Below are 16,852 nucleotides of genomic sequence, written 5' to 3' on the forward strand. Positions count from 1 at the left end.
ATGTATCATAGGCATTATACATTATCCTCCTGGAGGTGAAGAATGCGCAAGGTTTTGATCACAGGGGTGAGCACGGGGCTGGGCGCCGCCCTGGCCGAGGCCCTCCTTCGGCGCGGTGATGCCGTCTACGCCATCGGACAGCATGAAAACCGGGCATTCGCCAACCGGCCCGGCTACTATTTTCTGCCTGCCGACCTCAGTGATGTGGAGATGATCCCCGAAAACATCAAGGCTTTTATCGACAGGCACAACTTCGATCTGGCTATTCTCAACGCCGGAATCCTGGGAGACATCCGCGAAATGGATCAGTTCACGCTTCCGGAGATCCGAGAGGTGATGGACCTCAACGTCTGGGCCAACAAGCAGATCATCGATACCCTGGACCGCCATGCACGTCCCAAACAGGTTGTCGCCGTCAGCTCCGGGGCCGCGGTCAACGGTTCCAAGGGTTGGGGCCCCTACTCCATCTCCAAAGCAGCACTCAATATGATGATCAAAGTCTATGCCGCCGAAAAGCCCTGGACCCATTACAGCGCCATCGCCCCCGGAGTCGTCCTGACCCCGATGCTGGAAAAGATCCTTCACCGTGAAGACGAGAAAGAGTTTCCTTCGATCCGCCGGATAAAAGACGGCCCCATTCTGCGCCCTGAAACCGCTGCAGAGCGTTTCCTCACAGCCTGTGAAGCTGCACTGCGTCATCCCAGCGGCACGTTCCTCGATGTGCGGAAGATGGATCTCTGATCAAGAGGCGGCCTGCCGGCTCAGATAGAGATAGAGCAGGATCACCGCAAGCGCCGCACTCCCCAGCAGCCATCCATAGGCCGCCACCCAGCGCTCCTTTTTCGCTTCGGAGCGTGCCCGGATAAAAGCGTAGAGAAAGCTCAGCAGGAGAAAAGCCAGGGGGATCAAAATCGCCGGCCCCTGGCCCGTGTTCCGGGCCAAATTCCTCAAAACCGATGCCGCCGGTTCGAAAAAGGCCGCCAGGAGCCCCGTCAGCGTCAGGCTCACTCCATAAAAGACCACCCAGGCCGCTACCTTCGATTTTTTTGGTTCCAAAGCCAAACTCCCCTTATGACGCGATACCCCACCTACCCCAAACCGACAGAACCCGGGAGGGGGAGAGGTCATCGTGTATAACGTGAAAATTCCATTCCCTTATATTCCTTATAAGCCATCTGCTATTATATAGGTGTGTTTGAATTTTTCGCTGTTTGATTGAGGGTTGCTTGGCATAAAGATTGAGAATGGACCCAGATGATGAAAAGACTTATTAAGCATTTGATTTTCGGTGACCGGAAAGTGGAGGTCCGAGAGAGATTAAAAAGATTGTGCAAAAAAGATCTCTGCTCTATAAACATGAATATAAAAATCGACTCCATCTCGATTATATTTTTTCTTGGAAGATGGCTTCCTCTTTCCATCGCGATCGGTATAACTATGGGGATCATCGCATCGTTCATGGATCTGCTTCTGGTCGGGATCAACAGTTATTTAAAAACCGATACGATTTATCTTTTCATCTATCCCATCCTCGTCGCGGCAGTCACGGGGGCGGTGATCAAAAACAATCCGGAAGTAGCCGGACCCGGTATCGGATTTTCCATTCTGCATCTCCGAACGAAAAAGTATATAAGGTTCAGAACGATCATCGGGAAACTTCTGGTTTCGATTTTGACACTTTCGGGCGGTTTCATAGCCGGTCGGGAGGGGCCATCCTTCTTTCTCGGAATAGCGATTGGAGAGTGGGTAGGAAAAGCCTACGGTTTTGGGAAAAAATTCAAAAACATGCTTGGGCTTATCGGGGGAGGCGCTTTTACCGGCGCACTCCTCAAAGCGCCTCTGGGCAGCTCGATCTTTGCAATGGAAATTGAGAATATGTACGATTTCGACTACAGGCCTTTCGTGCCGATGATCGTCTCTTCCATCGTGAGTTATCTTACCTTTTCCTTTTTTCGCGGCAACCATGCTTTCATAAGGCTTTCCCATAAAGCGGTCTGGACACTCGACAGCATCCCCTATATCATCGCGATGGGTTTTGTCGTCTCTTTGATTATCTACGCCTACACTCTGTTTTTTCACTTTTTTGTCAAAGTCTCGAGAATGATACCGATTGGCAGAAGACCGGTTGTCGGCACCGTCATGGCGATTCCTTTTATGGTGCTGCTCTATCTTATCAGTAAAAACCCCGATATACTCTCCGCGCCTGTGCATATGAATATACTCTCAAATCTCGCCCAGATAAAGTTTTCCATTCTGATCGACATGGCAATTATTTTCTTTACGATCATTATCACCAGCTTTACCCTCGGTTTCGGTATTCCCGGAGGACTGATCCTGCCTGTCTTGATTATAGGCGCCGCTACGGGAAATATTTTTGGGCACATTTTCCCTGATCAGATCGTTATGTTTTCTCTTGCGGGTATGGGGGCGGGACTCTCGGCCGGAGCCAAAACACCGCTCGCAGCCATAGTAATGATTACCGAAATGAGCCATGATGATGTGGTCATCCCCATGACGGCTGCTGTCATCACCAGTTATATCGTGAGTTTCGGCTACAGCCTATACCTTGGCCAGGAGAATATTTTCCGCAGTAATCTCAAGGATTTCACTCCTACGACCAGAAATTATCCGCCCAAAGAGGCATAATGTTCATTCCGGAATTGCTGCATTTTTTCATATTGCCGATCATCATCGGCCTGATAGGCGGTTTTTCCGCATATCTGTTTCGAATTTTTATACAGTTCTTCTCTTATCAGTACGATAAAATCGACGCCATAGGATCGATAGATTTCTATCTGCTGAGCATGCCTCTTCTCTTTTATCTCTCCCACATCACCATCAACAACTTTTTGCGCGATCGCGCCAATGTGACCATAGATGAAATTGCCAAAAAGATTTCACTCCTTAGCGGGCGATTCTCATTCATCAAAGGTTTTCTGGTCCTGCTTTTTACCTCCTTGAGCATCGGGTTCGGTGTCCCCATAGGCCGGGAGGGACCTATCGCCAAACTGGGAGGGCTTTTGAGCGAAGTTTTTCTGCTGACGGTAAAAACTCAGCGTATCAATATGCCGATTTATCTCAGTGCAGGAGTCTCCTCCGCGATCGCGGCAACCTTCAATGCGCCTATTGCCGGTGTGATATTCGGCATTGAAATCATCATCGGCCGTATCAACTCATATATTATTATTCCGCTGGTCGTTGCCTGTGCAACCTCGACCATGGTCGCCAGGGAATTTATCGGTGACTATACCGCCTTTTATGTTCCTCCCCTGCACTACAGCGACGCCTATTTCAAATACATGCCTCTTGCGGGAATATTTTTCGCCCTCATCGCTCTTGTTCTGACCTTTTCACTCAAACGGATGAGAAAACTCCGCTACAAATATCGCTACAAGTGGAAATATATCATCGTCTTCATCGGTTTCTTTGTGGGGGTGCTGATTGTATTGGAGCCCCAAATAAAGGGGGTCGGATATGAGTATATCAATCAAATCTTTTCTGCCGGATACAAATCCGATACGGCATTCGAAATTATGGCGTCAAAACTTCTTGCCATCATTTTAAGCATCGGTAGCGGAATATTCGGGGGGATGATGTCACCGTCAATTTTCATCGGTGCCTTTGGAGGATACTGGCTGGGTGGGGAGATCAGCCACTTCCAGACAGCGATAGATCCCAGGGTTTTTGCCCTCGTGGGAAGCGCCGCGATGCTTTCGGGCGTATCGAGGGCCCCATTGAGAAGCGCGGTCATCATTACTGAATTGACACATTCATATCAGATGCTTCTGCCCATTTTGATTACATCATCCATCGCTGCCTATATCGTAGCCAAGTCGGAATCCGGATCCTACTTCAAGAGAGGTTTGCTTCAAAGAGGTATCGACATTGAAGATCCGGGTGTTTTGAATTTTTTCAACACGTGCAAACTTGAAAACTACCTCGATAAAATTGAGCCCATCAAACCGAATGATGTCCTGAACAAAATCCTGCGTCGTTTCAGAAAGGCCCACAGTAACTATTTGCCGGTAGTCGACGAGGAGAACAAACTCATCGGCATTCTCTCACTTCGCGATGTCAGAAAGAGCAGACTTATCAGAACGAAAAAGAGAAAGGCTCTTAAAGTAAGCAACCTGATGAGTAAGCGCCCGTTTGCAATCAGTGACCAATCGGTCAAAGAGGACCTCTACAAAGCTATTTCCATTTTAAATGCCGATCACGTTCCATATGTCAAGCCCGACGGTACGTACGTCGGAATGATCAATATCAACAAACTACTCAAAAGTATGACCCTTCATCAGCAGGGATACAGGATAAAAGGCTTTTTCCGATAGTTCACCGATCTCTCCGTCATCTTTTCAACGCGAAGCATCTTCAAACTTTTTCTTCCTGTCGAATTATCCTGTTATGGCACAATACCCTATGCGCCTTTTTATCGCTTCACCCGTTCTTATTTACAATTATACGCAGTTGCGTCAGGATTTCTCCGCTGTCTTGAAGGGCAGATGGGTCGAAGAGAATGCCCTGCATCTGACGTGGATCTTTCTCGGCGATCAACCTGCGGCCGAACCCTGGCGGAAAAAATTGCGTCATCTCACAGCATTGGAAGCACCGATTCCACTCCAGGGGCTCGGCAGCTTCGGCAGGCCACCCAGGGTCTTTCACCTAAAAGCCCATGATCCCCTCCTCTACAAAAAAGCCCGGGAAATGAAAAACAATGGACTGGAACCTTATCGTTTCACTCCCCATGTAACCCTCTGTCGGATTGAAAAGATCGTTAATTGGCGGGAATACAAAAAGTTGTTGGAAAAATACAGAGAAGAAATTCTTGGAGAGATTCTCCCCGAGATCGCACTTTATGAAAGTACGCTCTGCAAAGGAGGTTCGATCTATCGAAAGATCGAGAGTATCGTTTAAGCGGTCCGGCCCGATCAGCCGTTGCGCTTCTCGATGATCTCTTTGGCCACGTTCGCGGGAACTTCGTCGTAGTGATCGAATTCCATCGCGTAGGTAGCCCGGCCCTGGGTCATGGAGCGCAGGTCGGTGGAGTAACCGAACATCTCCGCCAGGGGAACGAAGGCGTCGACGATTTTATTACCGGCACGATCACCCATACCGTTGATTTGACCGCGGCGCTTGTTGATATCGCCGATGACGTCACCCATATACTCTTCGGGGACTTCGACTTCGACCTTCATGATCGGCTCGAGGATAACGGGGTTGGCCTTTTTGGCCCCTTCGCGGAAGCCCATAGAACCGGCCAGTTTGAAGGCCATCTCCGAAGAGTCGACTTCGTGGTAACTTCCGTCGTAGAGGGTCACCTTGACATCCTCGACGGGATAGCCCGCCTGAATACCGCGCTGCATCGCTTCCTGAATACCTTTATCGACGGCGGGGATATATTCTCTGGGAATGACTCCCCCCTTGATCTCGTCGACAAACTCGTATCCGGCACCCTGCTCCTGAGGCTCGATCTTCAGGAAAACATGTCCATACTGACCGCGTCCACCGGACTGCTTGGCGTATTTGTACTCCTGGTTGACGGGAGCCTTGATGGTTTCGCGGTAAGCGACCTGGGGAGCACCGACTTCCGCTTCGACCTTGAATTCACGCATCATCCGGTCGACCAGGATCTCCAGGTGAAGCTCACCCATACCGGAAATGATGGTTTGGCCGGACTCTTCGTCAGTTGTTACACGGAAAGAGGGATCTTCCTGTGCCAATTTCTGAAGGGCGATTCCCATCTTCTCCTGGTCGGCCTTGGTCTTGGGCTCGACGGCGACAGAGATAACCGGATCGGGGAACTCCATCTTTTCGAGAATGACTTTGTCTTTCTCATCGGCCAGAGTATCGCCGGTCAGAGTATATTTCAGACCCACGACGGCACCGATTTCACCGGCGTAGAGTTCACTGATCTCTTCGCGCTTGTTGGAGTGCATTTTCAGCAGACGACCTACGCGCTCTTTCTTGTCTTTACTGGTATTGTAGACATAGGAACCGGACTTCAGGACCCCCCGATAGCTGCGGATAAAGGTCAGCTGACCCACGAAGGGGTCGGTCATGATCTTGAACGCCAGTGCGGCGAACGGACCGTTGTCAGTCGACTCGACATAGACTTCCGTACCGTCTTCGTACTCACCGCGGATGGGAGGAACTTCGGTAGGAGAAGGCAGGTAATCGACGACCGCGTCGAGCAGTGTCTGGACCCCTTTGTTTTTAAAGGCGGTTCCACAGGTCATGGGAACGATGCTCAGATCGATACATCCCTTTTTCAGACCCGCTTTGATCTCCTCTTTGGTGAGCTCTTCGCCCTCCATATATTTGTCGAGGAGTTCGTCGCTGGTTTCGGCGACCGCTTCAATCATCTTTTCACGGTACTCTTCAGCCAGTTCGACAAGATCTTCGGGAATATCGACGACCTCGTACTTCTGCCCCATCAGAGACTGATCGTCGTCCCAGATGACCGCTTTCATCTCGACCAGGTCTACAACCCCTTTGAAATCCTCTTCGGCACCGATGGGGATCTGAATGGGAACTGGATTGGCGTTGAGGCGATCTTTGATCTGACGCTCGACTTCGAAGAAGTCCGCACCGGTCCGGTCCATCTTGTTGACGAATACCATACGGGGAACATGGTATTTGTTGGCCTGACGCCAAACGGTTTCGGATTGGGGCTGGACACCGCCGACCGAACAGAAGACAGCGACCGCACCGTCAAGGACACGCATAGAACGCTCGACTTCGATGGTGAAGTCAACGTGGCCCGGAGTGTCGATAATGTTGATCTGATGACCTTTCCATTCACAGGTGGTCGCCGCGGAGGTAATGGTGATCCCGCGCTCCTGCTCCTGTTCCATCCAGTCCATGGTGGCGGCACCGTCATGGACTTCACCGATCTTGTGGCTGACCCCGGTATAGAAGAGGATCCGCTCGGTCGTGGTGGTCTTTCCGGCGTCGATGTGGGCTGCGATTCCGATGTTTCGTACTTTTTCCAGGGGATGTGATCTGGGCATGTTTTTTCCTTCTTCTTACCAGCGATAATGGGCGAAGGCTTTGTTGGCTTCGGCCATTTTGTAGGTATCTTCCTTCTTCTTGAATGCCGCACCCTTTTCGGTGGCGGCATCCATCAGCTCGTTGGCCAGGCGCTCGACCATTGTCCGCTCATTACGCTTGCGTGCCGCTTCAACGATCCAGCGGATCGCCAAAGACTGCTGGCGAACGGGGCGAACTTCGACGGGAACCTGGTAAGTGGCTCCACCGACACGACGGCTTTTGACTTCCATCACAGGGCGGACATTCTCCATCGCCTTGTTGAAGACATCAATACCCTTTTCACCGGTTTTGGATTCAATTCTCTCCAGGGCACCATACATGATCTTCTGGGCGACACTCTTTTTGCCGTCAAGCATGACGGCATTGATAAACTTGGTCAGGACTTTACTTCCGTGAACAGGATCCGGCATGACCGGACGCTGAGGCGCTCTTCTTCTTCTCATCAATCTTTCCTTTCTTCAATCGACAATTGATTTACTCAAACTTCACCCGCGAAGGTTGATCGGTGAAGCCTGATTTTGGCGGACAGAGCCGCGTGCAAAAAATTCGGCTTACTTGGGCCGCTTGGTTCCGTACTTGGAGCGGGAAACCTTCCGGTTGGCGACTCCAGCGGCATCGAGGGCACCGCGGACGATGTGATACTTCACACCGGGAAGGTCTTTGACCCGGCCGCCGCGGACCAGAACGATGGAGTGTTCCTGAAGGTTGTGACCTTCACCGCCAATGTAGGAGATGACTTCAAAGCCGCTGGTGAGGCGGACTTTCGCGACCTTACGAAGCGCGGAGTTCGGCTTCTTGGGGGTCGTGGTATAGACGCGGGTGCAGACACCGCGACGCTGAGGACAGTTTACTAGGGCAGGTGATTTGGACTTTTTGATCACCTTTTTCCGCTCTTTGCGGATCAACTGGTTGATGGTAGGCAAAGTTGCATCCTTTCATGCTTGTTTTATATAGAGTTTCTCTAAGAGAATTGAATCCGGGCTGAGACAGCTCGAGAAGCGGCTCGCTGCGAGCCTCTTCTTGAGCTGTCGACGGAAAAATAGGCAGTAATTATAGTCAAGAAGACTTAAAAATCATTGAATCCCGTACCGGCCGGGAATTCCGTTCCAGGCGTAGCGGAGTTACTCGGCAGTAAAGAATTTCAGTTTATCCGGCTGGATCATTCCGGTACCGACCGGGATCAGACGTCCGATGACGACGTTCTCCTTGAGGTCCTCCAGATAATCTACCGTTCCGGCGATGGAGGCGGAGGTGAGGACCTTGGTGGTATCCTGGAAGGAGGCGGCGGAGATGATACTGTCGGCACCGACCGCGGCCCGGGTGATTCCCACCAGCATCGGCTCGGCGATGGCGGGCTCACCGCCCCGCTCGACAATCCGCGCGTTCTCTTCCATAAACTTCCGCTTGGAGACGATATCTCCGGCGATAAAGCGGGTATCCCCGCTGTCGATGATCTTGACCTGGCGCATCATCTGGGAAACGATGATCTCGATGTGCTTGTCGGAGATGTTAACCCCCTGGCGGCGGTAGACCTGCTGGACTTCGCTGACGATGTATTCGTAGAGCGCCTTCTCACCCAGTGCTTCGAGAATATCGTGGCTGGAGACGAAACCGTCGGTCAGGCGCTCACCGGTGTGGACATATTCGCCGGGATGGACGAGGATCGTCTTGCCTTTGTCGACAAACTGCTCCGTCACCTGGCCGTTGTCTCCGGTAATGATGATCCGCTCTTTGCCGCGCAGAGGCTTACCGAAACTGACCACACCGTCGATCTTGGCGATCAGGGCGATGTCTTTGGGGCGGCGGGCTTCGAAGAGTTCGGAGACCCGGGGAAGACCGCCGGTGATATCCTTGGATTTGATGGCCGCTTTGGGCTTCTTGGCCAGGATGTCGGCGATCTGGACCTCTTCACCGTCCTGGACGAAGAGAATGGTTTTGGGATCCAGGTTGTACCGGACGATCTCTCCATCCTCCGTGGCCAACAGAATCGACGGTTTGTAGGCCGCGGGAATATACTCGTTGAGCTCCAGGCGGGACTCTCCGGTGAGTTCGTCGAACTGCTCGCTGGCGGTCACACCGGGAATGATGTCTTCGAATTTGACCCGTCCATTCTGCTCGGCGATGATCGGATCGGAGTAGGGGTCCCACTCGGCGATCACGATCTGGGTTTGTTCCTTGGGCTGGGAAATCAAGCCACCCCGTTCGATCTGCTCTCCGGCATCCACCTGGATGATGGAGCCCCGGGAGATATAGTGACGCGCCGCTTCGCGGTTGCTCTCGTCGACGATGACGGCGAAAAGCCCCTTCTCTTCCACCGGTTCACCCTTTTTGATGGTGTCGGTAGGCTCGAGGTAATCCCCGACGAGCAGGAAATACTCGACACGACCCCGAGCGTCGGCTTTGACCGGCTGAGTAACGGGAGCGCCGTCTTCCACCTTCAACTCACTGGCGAAGGGGATATGGTTGGGGACGTTCCAACTCTCTTTGATCACTTCGGCGATGGAATCGCCCTCTTTGATCTCGGTCCCGTTCTCATAGGGGAGGAAGACTTTCCCTTCCACTTTACCGCCGACACCGGCCAGTTCGTTGGCCCGGGCGACATCGGAGCGGCGGAAGGTGTATTTCTTCTCCTCATCCTTGCCTTTGAGAAGTAGGACGACCTCGTCGTGGGTGTTGACGACGGAGAGTTTCCCGTCGAAGAGTGCCTTGATCTTGGGCTCGACGAGCAGGACACCCGCGTTACGGCGGTTGGCGACGATCAGCTTCCCTTCACGGTTCCGGTAGACCGAGAGGTTGTAGTAGCGGACAAAGCCCTCTTTGGTCGCGACGACCTGGCGCTCCTCTTTGCCCGCGGTCGCGGTACCCCCGGTGTGGAAGGTCCGCAGGGTCAGCTGGGTACCGGGCTCACCGATGGATTGGGCAGCGATGACTCCGACCGCTTCGCCGGGTTTGACCAAGCGGTTTTCCGCCATGTTCAATCCGTAGCACTTGGCACAGATTCCCTTGGGCGCTTTACAGGTAGCGGGAGCACGCATCACGACCGAGCGGACACCGGCCTCTTTGATCAGGCGGGCTTCCTCTTCACCGATGAGCTGTCCCTCGACCAGAAGCACTTCATTGGTGACAGGGTCAAGAACATCCTTGGCTACCACACGACCGTAGACACGGTCGGCGAGGGATTCGATCAATTCGTTACCGACCAGGATGTCGGAGACTTCGACCCCTTCGTGGGTTCCGCAGTCTTCCATCGAGACTTTGACATTCTGGGCAACGTCGATCAGCTTCCGGGTCAGGTATCCGGCGTTGGCCGTCTTGAGCGCCGTATCCGCCAAACCTTTCCGCGCACCGTGGGTGGAGATGAAGTACTCCAGCACGTTGAGCCCTTCCCGGAAATTTGAAGTAATGGGCGTTTCAATAATCGATCCGTCGGATTTGGCCATCAATCCCCGCATACCGGAGAGCTGGCGGATCTGAGCCGCCGAACCCCGTGCTCCGGAGTCCGCCATCATATAGACGGAGTTGAATCCGTTTTTGTCTTCCTTGATCAGCTTCATCAGCTCATCGGCGATGGCGTTGTTGGCATCGGTCCAGATATCGATAATCTTGTTGTAGCGCTCCTGCTCGGTCAGCAAACCGGCAGCGAACTGTTTCTGAATCTCGTAAACCTTCTCTTTGGCTTCCCGAACGATCCGCTCCTTCGCTTCCGGCGTCTTGATATCGTCGACGGAGATGGAGACGCCGGCGTGGGTGGCGTACTTGAATCCCATATCCTTGAGGTTGTCCAGGAATTCCGCCGTCAGCTTGATCCCGCTGTGCTTATAGATATAGTCGACCAGGCCGGCAATGTCCTTTTTCTTCAGGACACGGTTCCAGAGGTTTTCGGGCACATAGTCGGGCATGATCGACTTGAGGATCAGACGACCGACGGTAGTGGTGACGATGCTGCCGTCGACCACGGTACGGATCCGCGCATTGAGGTCGAGGGTCTGCTGCTCGTAGGCGATGAGGACTTCATCGACATTGGAGAAGAGCTTGTGGGCTCCCTTGACGTCCGCTTTCTCCAGAGAAAGATAATAGAGTCCCAGAATCATATCCTGGGAGGGCACGGCAATCGCCTTACCCGATGCGGGCAGCAGAATATTCATCGAGCTGAGCATCAGGATTTTCGCCTCAGCGATCGCTTCGTCGCTCAGAGGTACGTGGACCGCCATCTGGTCCCCGTCAAAGTCGGCGTTGAACGCGGCACAGACCAGAGGATGGAGCTGGATCGCTTTCCCTTCGATCAGGCGGGGGTGGAAAGCCTGAATCGAGAGTTTGTGCAGCGTCGGTGCCCGGTTGAGGAGGACGGGATAGCTCTCGACCACCTCTTCGAGGCACTCCCAGACTTCGTTGGTCTGCATCTCGATCATCTTCTTGGCCTGCTTGAGGGTCGTGGCGTACCCCTTCTCCTCCAGTTTGGCCATCAGGTGGGGCTTGAAGAGCTCCAGAGCCATCTTCTTGGGCAGTCCGCACTGATCCATCTTCAGGTCGGGACCGACGACGATGACGGAACGTCCGGAGAAGTCGACCCGTTTACCCAGCAGGTTCTGGCGGAAACGCCCCTGCTTTCCTTTGATGATTTCACTCAGGGACTTGAGGGGACGTTTGTTGGCTCCCTTGACGGCGTTGCCGCGGCGTCCGTTGTCGAAGAGGGCGTCCACCGCCTCCTGCAGCATCCGCTTCTCGTTGCGGACGATGATCTCAGGGGCTTCAAGCTCCAACAGGCGCTTCAGACGCTGGTTGCGGTTGATAACCCGGCGATAGAGGTCGTTGACGTCACTGACGGCGAATTTACCGCCATCGAGGGCGACCAGAGGACGCAGATCGGGAGGCAGAACCGGCAGGTAGGTCAGCATCATCCATTCGGGGCGGTTGCCCGAATCGAGGAAAGCTTCGATGACCTTCAGACGCTTGACGATGGTCTTGCGCTTGGCCTCGGACTTGGTCGCGGCGATCTCCTCTTTGAGTTGCATCAGCATTTCAACCAGGTCCAGCTCCGCCAGCAGTTCCTGCACCACTTCACCGCCCATCCGGGCATCAAATCCCGTCTCGGCGAAATGCTTGCTCAGGTGCTGATACTGCTCTTCGTTGAGCACATCGTATTTTTGAACAGGAGAAGTCCCTTCGCTGTCATAATAGGCTTCCCCGGGGGTTTTGACGATGTAGGCTTCGTAGTAGAGCACGCGCTCCAGATCCTTCATCTTGATCCCGAGCAGGGTTCCGATCCGGGAGGGAAGGGAGCTGACATACCAGATGTGGGCGACGGGAGCGACCAGCTCGATGTGGCCCATACGGTCGCGGCGGACCTTGGAGCTGGTGACTTCAACCCCGCACTTTTCACAGACGACGCCTTTGTAGCGCATCTTTTTGTATTTACCGCAGAGACACTCGTAATCCCGGATCGGTCCGAAAATCTTGGCACAGAAAAGTCCATCACGCTCCGGCTTGAGGGTCCGGTAGTTGATGGTCTCGGGCTTTTTGACTTCGCCGTAACTCCAGGAGAGGATCTTTTCGGGGCTGGCGACCCGAAGCTGGAGCGCCTCGATGTCACGGGGACGCTCTTCACCACTCATATCGATGGGGACAAGGTTTTCAAGACTCTTACTCATGCTTCACTCTCTTCCTCTTCATTTTTCTTCTCATACAGCTCCACATCCAGACCCAGTGCCTGCAGCTCTTTCGTCAGAACGAACATCGTCTCGGGAATTCCCGACTCGGGTACGCTCTCGCCCCGTGTAATGGCGCGGTAGGCCCGGGCACGTCCTTCGACGTCGTCCGACTTGATGGTGAGCATCTCTTTGAGGGTATGGGCGGCACCGTATGCCTCCAGGGCCCAAACTTCCATCTCTCCGAAACGCTGGCCTCCGAAGAGGGCCTTACCGCCCACCGGTTGCTGGGTGACCAGCGAATAGGGGCCGGTGCTCCGTGCGTGGACTTTTTCATCGACCAGGTGATGAAGTTTGAGCATATACATATAGCCCACATTGACCCGCTCGAGCATCCTCTCACCGGTCTTACCGTCGTAGAGAACCGTTTTGCCGTCACTGTCGATCTTGGCCAGTTCGAAGAGTTTGGCAAACTCCTCTTCGTTGGGTGATTCGAAGGCGGGAGCGGCGAACTTAACCCCTTTGGCCCAATCGCGGGCATACTCCAGGAGCTCCTCGTCGCTCATCGTCTCCAGCTCGTTCTTGGCCTTCATCAGCTTGGCGGTGTCGGCGATCTCTTTCATCTTGGCACGCAGCTCTTTGACGAAATCGGCGCGCTTGCTCTCGTAGATCTCCTGGATCTGGGCTCCAAGCTTTTTGCCGATGAGCCCCAGGTGGACCTCCAGGATCTGACCGATGTTCATCCGCGAGGGGACCCCCAGCGGGTTGAGGATCAGATCGACCGGCGTGCCGTCTTCCATATAGGGCATATCGATCTCGGGAACGATGTTGGAGACGATACCTTTGTTTCCGTGGCGTCCCGCCATCTTGTCCCCGACTTTGATCTTCCGCTTGGTGGCGATGTAGACTTTGACCAGCTTGGTCACACCGCTGGGAAGGATGTCGTCCTTCTCCAGAATCTGCAGCTTCTCTTCGTGCTCGGTCTTGAGGCGCTTCTTCTGCTTCAGGAAGGAGTTTTTCATCGCCTCATACTCTTTTTGCACCTCTTCGGGATAGGAAGCGACTACGTTTCTCAGAGCAAAGCGGTTGATGGAAGCGATCTCCTCTTCGGGGATCTTCTCCCCCGCCTTGTAAGTCTTCTCACCGACCGTCACATCCTGAGCCAGGGGCTGTTTGGCCAGGAACGAAGTGATCTGGAGAATCTCCTCCCGGTCAATCATCAGCAGTTTGTCATGGTGATCCCGATCGAGGCGGGCCCGCTCCTCTTCGTAAGCGCGGATCGCCCGGGCATCCTTCTCATAACCTTTTTTGGTAAAGATCTTGATGTCGACGACGACTCCCTCCATCGATGCGGGGCAGTAGAGGGACTTGTTGACCACGTGGCCCGCTTTGTCGCCGAAGATCGCCCGCAGCAGCCGCTCTTCGGGAGTCGGTTTGATCTCACCCTTGGGAGAGACTTTTCCTACCAGGATCATGCCGGGTTTGACATGGGTTCCGATCTTGACAATTCCGCTCTCATCGAGGTGCATCAGATCCTCTTCGCGGATGTTGGGGATATCCCGGGTGATCTCCTCGGTTCCGTGCTTGAGTTCCCGAGCTTCGATCTCTTTTTCGTAAATGTGCACCGAAGTAAAGGTGTCTTCACGGATCAGTTTCTCGGAAAGAATGATCGCATCCTCGTAGTTGTAACCGTTCCAGGGCATAAAGGCGACGAGAATGTTCTTCCCGATGGCGAGCTCCCCCTGATCCATGTTGGGACCGTCGGCGATCACTTGCCCTTTTTTAACTTCCTGGCCCACGTGAACGATGGGGACCTGACCGAAACTGGTGTTCTGGTTGGTCCGCATATTCTTCTCGAGAACATAGTGGTCGATAAAGAGACCGTTCTCGTCTTCACCTTTGACATAGATGTTCCGGGCGTCGACTTTCTCTACCACGCCGGTCCGCTTGGCTTTGATCGCTTCCCAGGCATCTCTGGCGACGATCGCTTCCATTCCGGTTCCCACCATGGGAGCTTCGGGTTTGAGCAGAGGAACGGCCTGGCGCTGCATGTTCGATCCCATCAGGGCCCGGTTGGCGTCGTCGTGTTCCAGGAAGGGAATCAGGGCCGCGGTCGCACCGGAAACCATCAGGGGAGCCACGTCGATTAGGTTGACCTTCTCCGCTTCGTTGAGCCCGATGTTTCCGTTGAGGCGTGTCTCAATGAGGTCCTCGACGATGTAACCGTTCTCATCGACTTTGGTCGAAGCGGGAGCGATCACCTTGTTCTCTTCCTGCGTCGCCGTGATGTAAACGATCTCGTCGGTGACCTTGCGATCCTTGACGACCTTGTAGGGCGCTTCGATGAAGCCCAGATCGTTGACCTTGGCGTAGGTTGCCAAGGTGTTGATCAGACCGATGTTCTGACCTTCCGGCGTCTCGATGGGGCAGATCCGGCCATAATGGGTCGGGTGGACGTCCCGGACTTCAAAGCCGGCACGCTCTTTGACCAGTCCGCCTTCTCCCAGGGCCGAGAGACGACGCTTGTGAGTCACCTCCGAGAGGGGGTTGGTCTGGTCCATAAACTGGCTCAGCTGACCGCCGGAGAAGAATTCCAAAATGGTATTGGTGATCATTTTGGAGTTGACCAGATCGTGGGGCATCAGATCATCCAGAGAACCGCTGACGGTGGTCATCTTGTCTTTGATCGCCTTCTGCATCTTCATCAGGCCGTTGTGCAGTTCATTGCCCAGAAGTTCCCCGATGGCACGGATCCGCCGGTTCCCCAGGTGATCCCGGTCGTCGATCTGCCCTTCGCCGTTTTTCACCTTGATCAGGTATTTGACGGTATTGATGATATCTTCGCTTGTCAGGACGGTCACATACTCGGGAACATCCTGACCCAGTTTATGGTTCATCTTCATCCGACCGACTTTGGTCAGGTCATAACGCTCTGGATCGAAGAAAAGCTGCCGCAGGAAGGCTTTGGCCGCTTCGGGCGTCACCGGCTCTCCAGGGCGCATCACTTTATAGATGCGGATCGCGGAGAGCAGATTCTCGTCATCGATCTCTTCGGTCTGTTTCAGAAGTTTCAGACTCTCCTGATCGGCGATAAAGGAACGGATGATCGAACTGTCGGTGCCTTCGGCAAGATCGTCGGCGATTTTGAAAGATTCGATCCCCATTTCGACGATTTTGCGGATCTTGTTCTCATCGAGCTGGGTAATGACATCGTAAATAACTTCACCGCTCTCCTGGTCGATGATCGGTTCCGCCAAATGGCGATCCATAAGGATCTCCACGGGATACTCAACCCATTCGAGCCCCTCATCCGCCAGCTTCTGGGCCTTCTTCTTGGTCAAACGCTTGCCCATATTGACGATCACGTTGCCGTCGACGTCCCGGATGTCATACTCTGCCCTTCCGACGAAATCGGCCGGGTCGAAACGGACGATGAACCGTCCGTCGCGGATATGAATCTCTTTGGTGGGGTAGAAGAGTTTGATAATATCCTCTTTGGTGTAGTCGAGCGCACGGAAAAGGATCGTTACAGGAATCTTCCGGCGCTTGTTGATCCGGGCGTAGAGGATGTCTTTGGCGTCATACTCGAAGTAGAGCCAGCTCCCCCGGTCGGGGATGATCTGGGCGGAGTAGATCAGCTTGTTCGCGACCGTCGCCGCCTCAGCTTCTTTGAAGATAACCCCGGGACTGCGGTGGAGCTGGTTGACGATGACCCGCTCGACACCGTTGACGATAAAGGAGGTTCGATCGGTCATCAGAGGAATGTCACGAACATAGATCGCCTGCTCTTTGATCTCTTTGGGATCGAGGCGCTCTCCGGTCCTCTCGTCACGGTTCCAGATGGTCAGAGCGATCTTGAGCTTGAGGGAAACCGAATAGGTCAATCCCCGCTCCATACATTCGCGAATGGTGTACTTGGGCTTGATGATTTCACTCCCCTTGTAGCTGAGGGTGATACGGTTCTGCTGATCGTGGATCGGGAACGAGGAACGGAAGACCTTCTCAATGATACTGTTGGAGCGATCTTTCGCATCCATCATCAAAAAATTCTCGTAACTGTTCTGCTGGAGCTGAAGTAGGTGAGGAATCTCGATCTGTCGTGGGGTTTTGGAGAAGTCGACACGAAGCCTGTTTCCGGAGTGGAGTGAATTTAACAT

The 16,852-nt window shown here is 53.7% G+C and carries 10 protein-coding genes; 4 read left to right on the forward strand and 6 right to left on the reverse strand.

Annotation, left to right across the window (positions count from 1 at the left end; genetic code table 11):
• Positions 1-42: 42 nt before the first annotated feature.
• Complete coding sequence (locus NITSA_RS09830; RefSeq protein WP_013554883.1) at positions 43-741, forward strand: SDR family NAD(P)-dependent oxidoreductase; 699 nt, start codon at positions 43-45, stop codon at positions 739-741.
• Here NITSA_RS09830 and NITSA_RS09835 read toward each other — a convergent pair whose 3' ends face one another.
• Positions 742-1,056: a hypothetical protein gene (locus NITSA_RS09835; protein WP_042203971.1), complete on the reverse strand. Its 315-nt coding sequence runs from the start codon at positions 1,054-1,056 to the stop codon at positions 742-744.
• 402 nt (positions 1,057-1,458) lie between these two features.
• Between NITSA_RS09835 and NITSA_RS09840 the strand changes: the two genes are divergently transcribed.
• From NITSA_RS09840 to NITSA_RS09850, 3 genes are all read left to right on the forward strand, one after another.
• A complete protein-coding gene (locus tag NITSA_RS09840) occupies positions 1,459-2,646 on the forward strand; it encodes a chloride channel protein (protein ID WP_483466521.1) in 1,188 nt (395 codons plus the stop codon).
• The gene (locus NITSA_RS09845; protein ID WP_013554886.1) at positions 2,646-4,331 is read left to right on the forward strand and encodes a chloride channel protein; all 1,686 of its coding nucleotides are present in this window, start codon (positions 2,646-2,648) and stop codon (positions 4,329-4,331) included. The genes NITSA_RS09840 and NITSA_RS09845 overlap by 1 nt, the downstream gene beginning before the upstream one ends.
• Positions 4,332-4,404: 73 nt before the next feature.
• Positions 4,405-4,914, forward strand: a complete 510-nt coding sequence (locus tag NITSA_RS09850; RefSeq protein WP_148224979.1) for a 2'-5' RNA ligase family protein — start codon at positions 4,405-4,407, stop codon at positions 4,912-4,914.
• Positions 4,915-4,928: 14 nt separating this feature from the next.
• Here the strand turns inward: NITSA_RS09850 and fusA are convergent, their stop codons facing one another.
• From fusA to rpoB, 5 genes are all read right to left on the reverse strand, one after another.
• Positions 4,929-7,010, reverse strand: a complete 2,082-nt coding sequence (gene fusA / locus NITSA_RS09855) for an elongation factor G (protein ID WP_013554888.1) — start codon at positions 7,008-7,010, stop codon at positions 4,929-4,931.
• 15 nt (positions 7,011-7,025) lie between these two features.
• Positions 7,026-7,493 carry a 30S ribosomal protein S7 gene (gene rpsG / locus NITSA_RS09860; protein ID WP_013554889.1) on the reverse strand — a complete coding sequence of 156 codons (468 nt, stop codon included), beginning with the start codon at positions 7,491-7,493 and terminating at the stop codon, positions 7,026-7,028.
• Positions 7,494-7,601: 108 nt separating this feature from the next.
• On the reverse strand, positions 7,602-7,973 hold the full coding sequence (gene rpsL / locus NITSA_RS09865; protein WP_013554890.1) for a 30S ribosomal protein S12: 372 nt from the start codon (positions 7,971-7,973) through the stop codon (positions 7,602-7,604).
• Between the two features lie 198 nt (positions 7,974-8,171).
• Positions 8,172-12,698 carry a DNA-directed RNA polymerase subunit beta' gene (rpoC, locus tag NITSA_RS09870; protein WP_013554891.1) on the reverse strand — a complete coding sequence of 1,509 codons (4,527 nt, stop codon included), beginning with the start codon at positions 12,696-12,698 and terminating at the stop codon, positions 8,172-8,174.
• Complete coding sequence (gene rpoB / locus NITSA_RS09875; protein ID WP_013554892.1) at positions 12,695-16,852, reverse strand: DNA-directed RNA polymerase subunit beta; 4,158 nt, start codon at positions 16,850-16,852, stop codon at positions 12,695-12,697. The genes rpoC and rpoB overlap by 4 nt, the downstream gene beginning before the upstream one ends.

The sequence above is a fragment of the Nitratifractor salsuginis DSM 16511 genome (assembly GCF_000186245.1).
GTDB classification, from domain to species: domain Bacteria; phylum Campylobacterota; class Campylobacteria; order Campylobacterales; family Sulfurovaceae; genus Nitratifractor; species Nitratifractor salsuginis.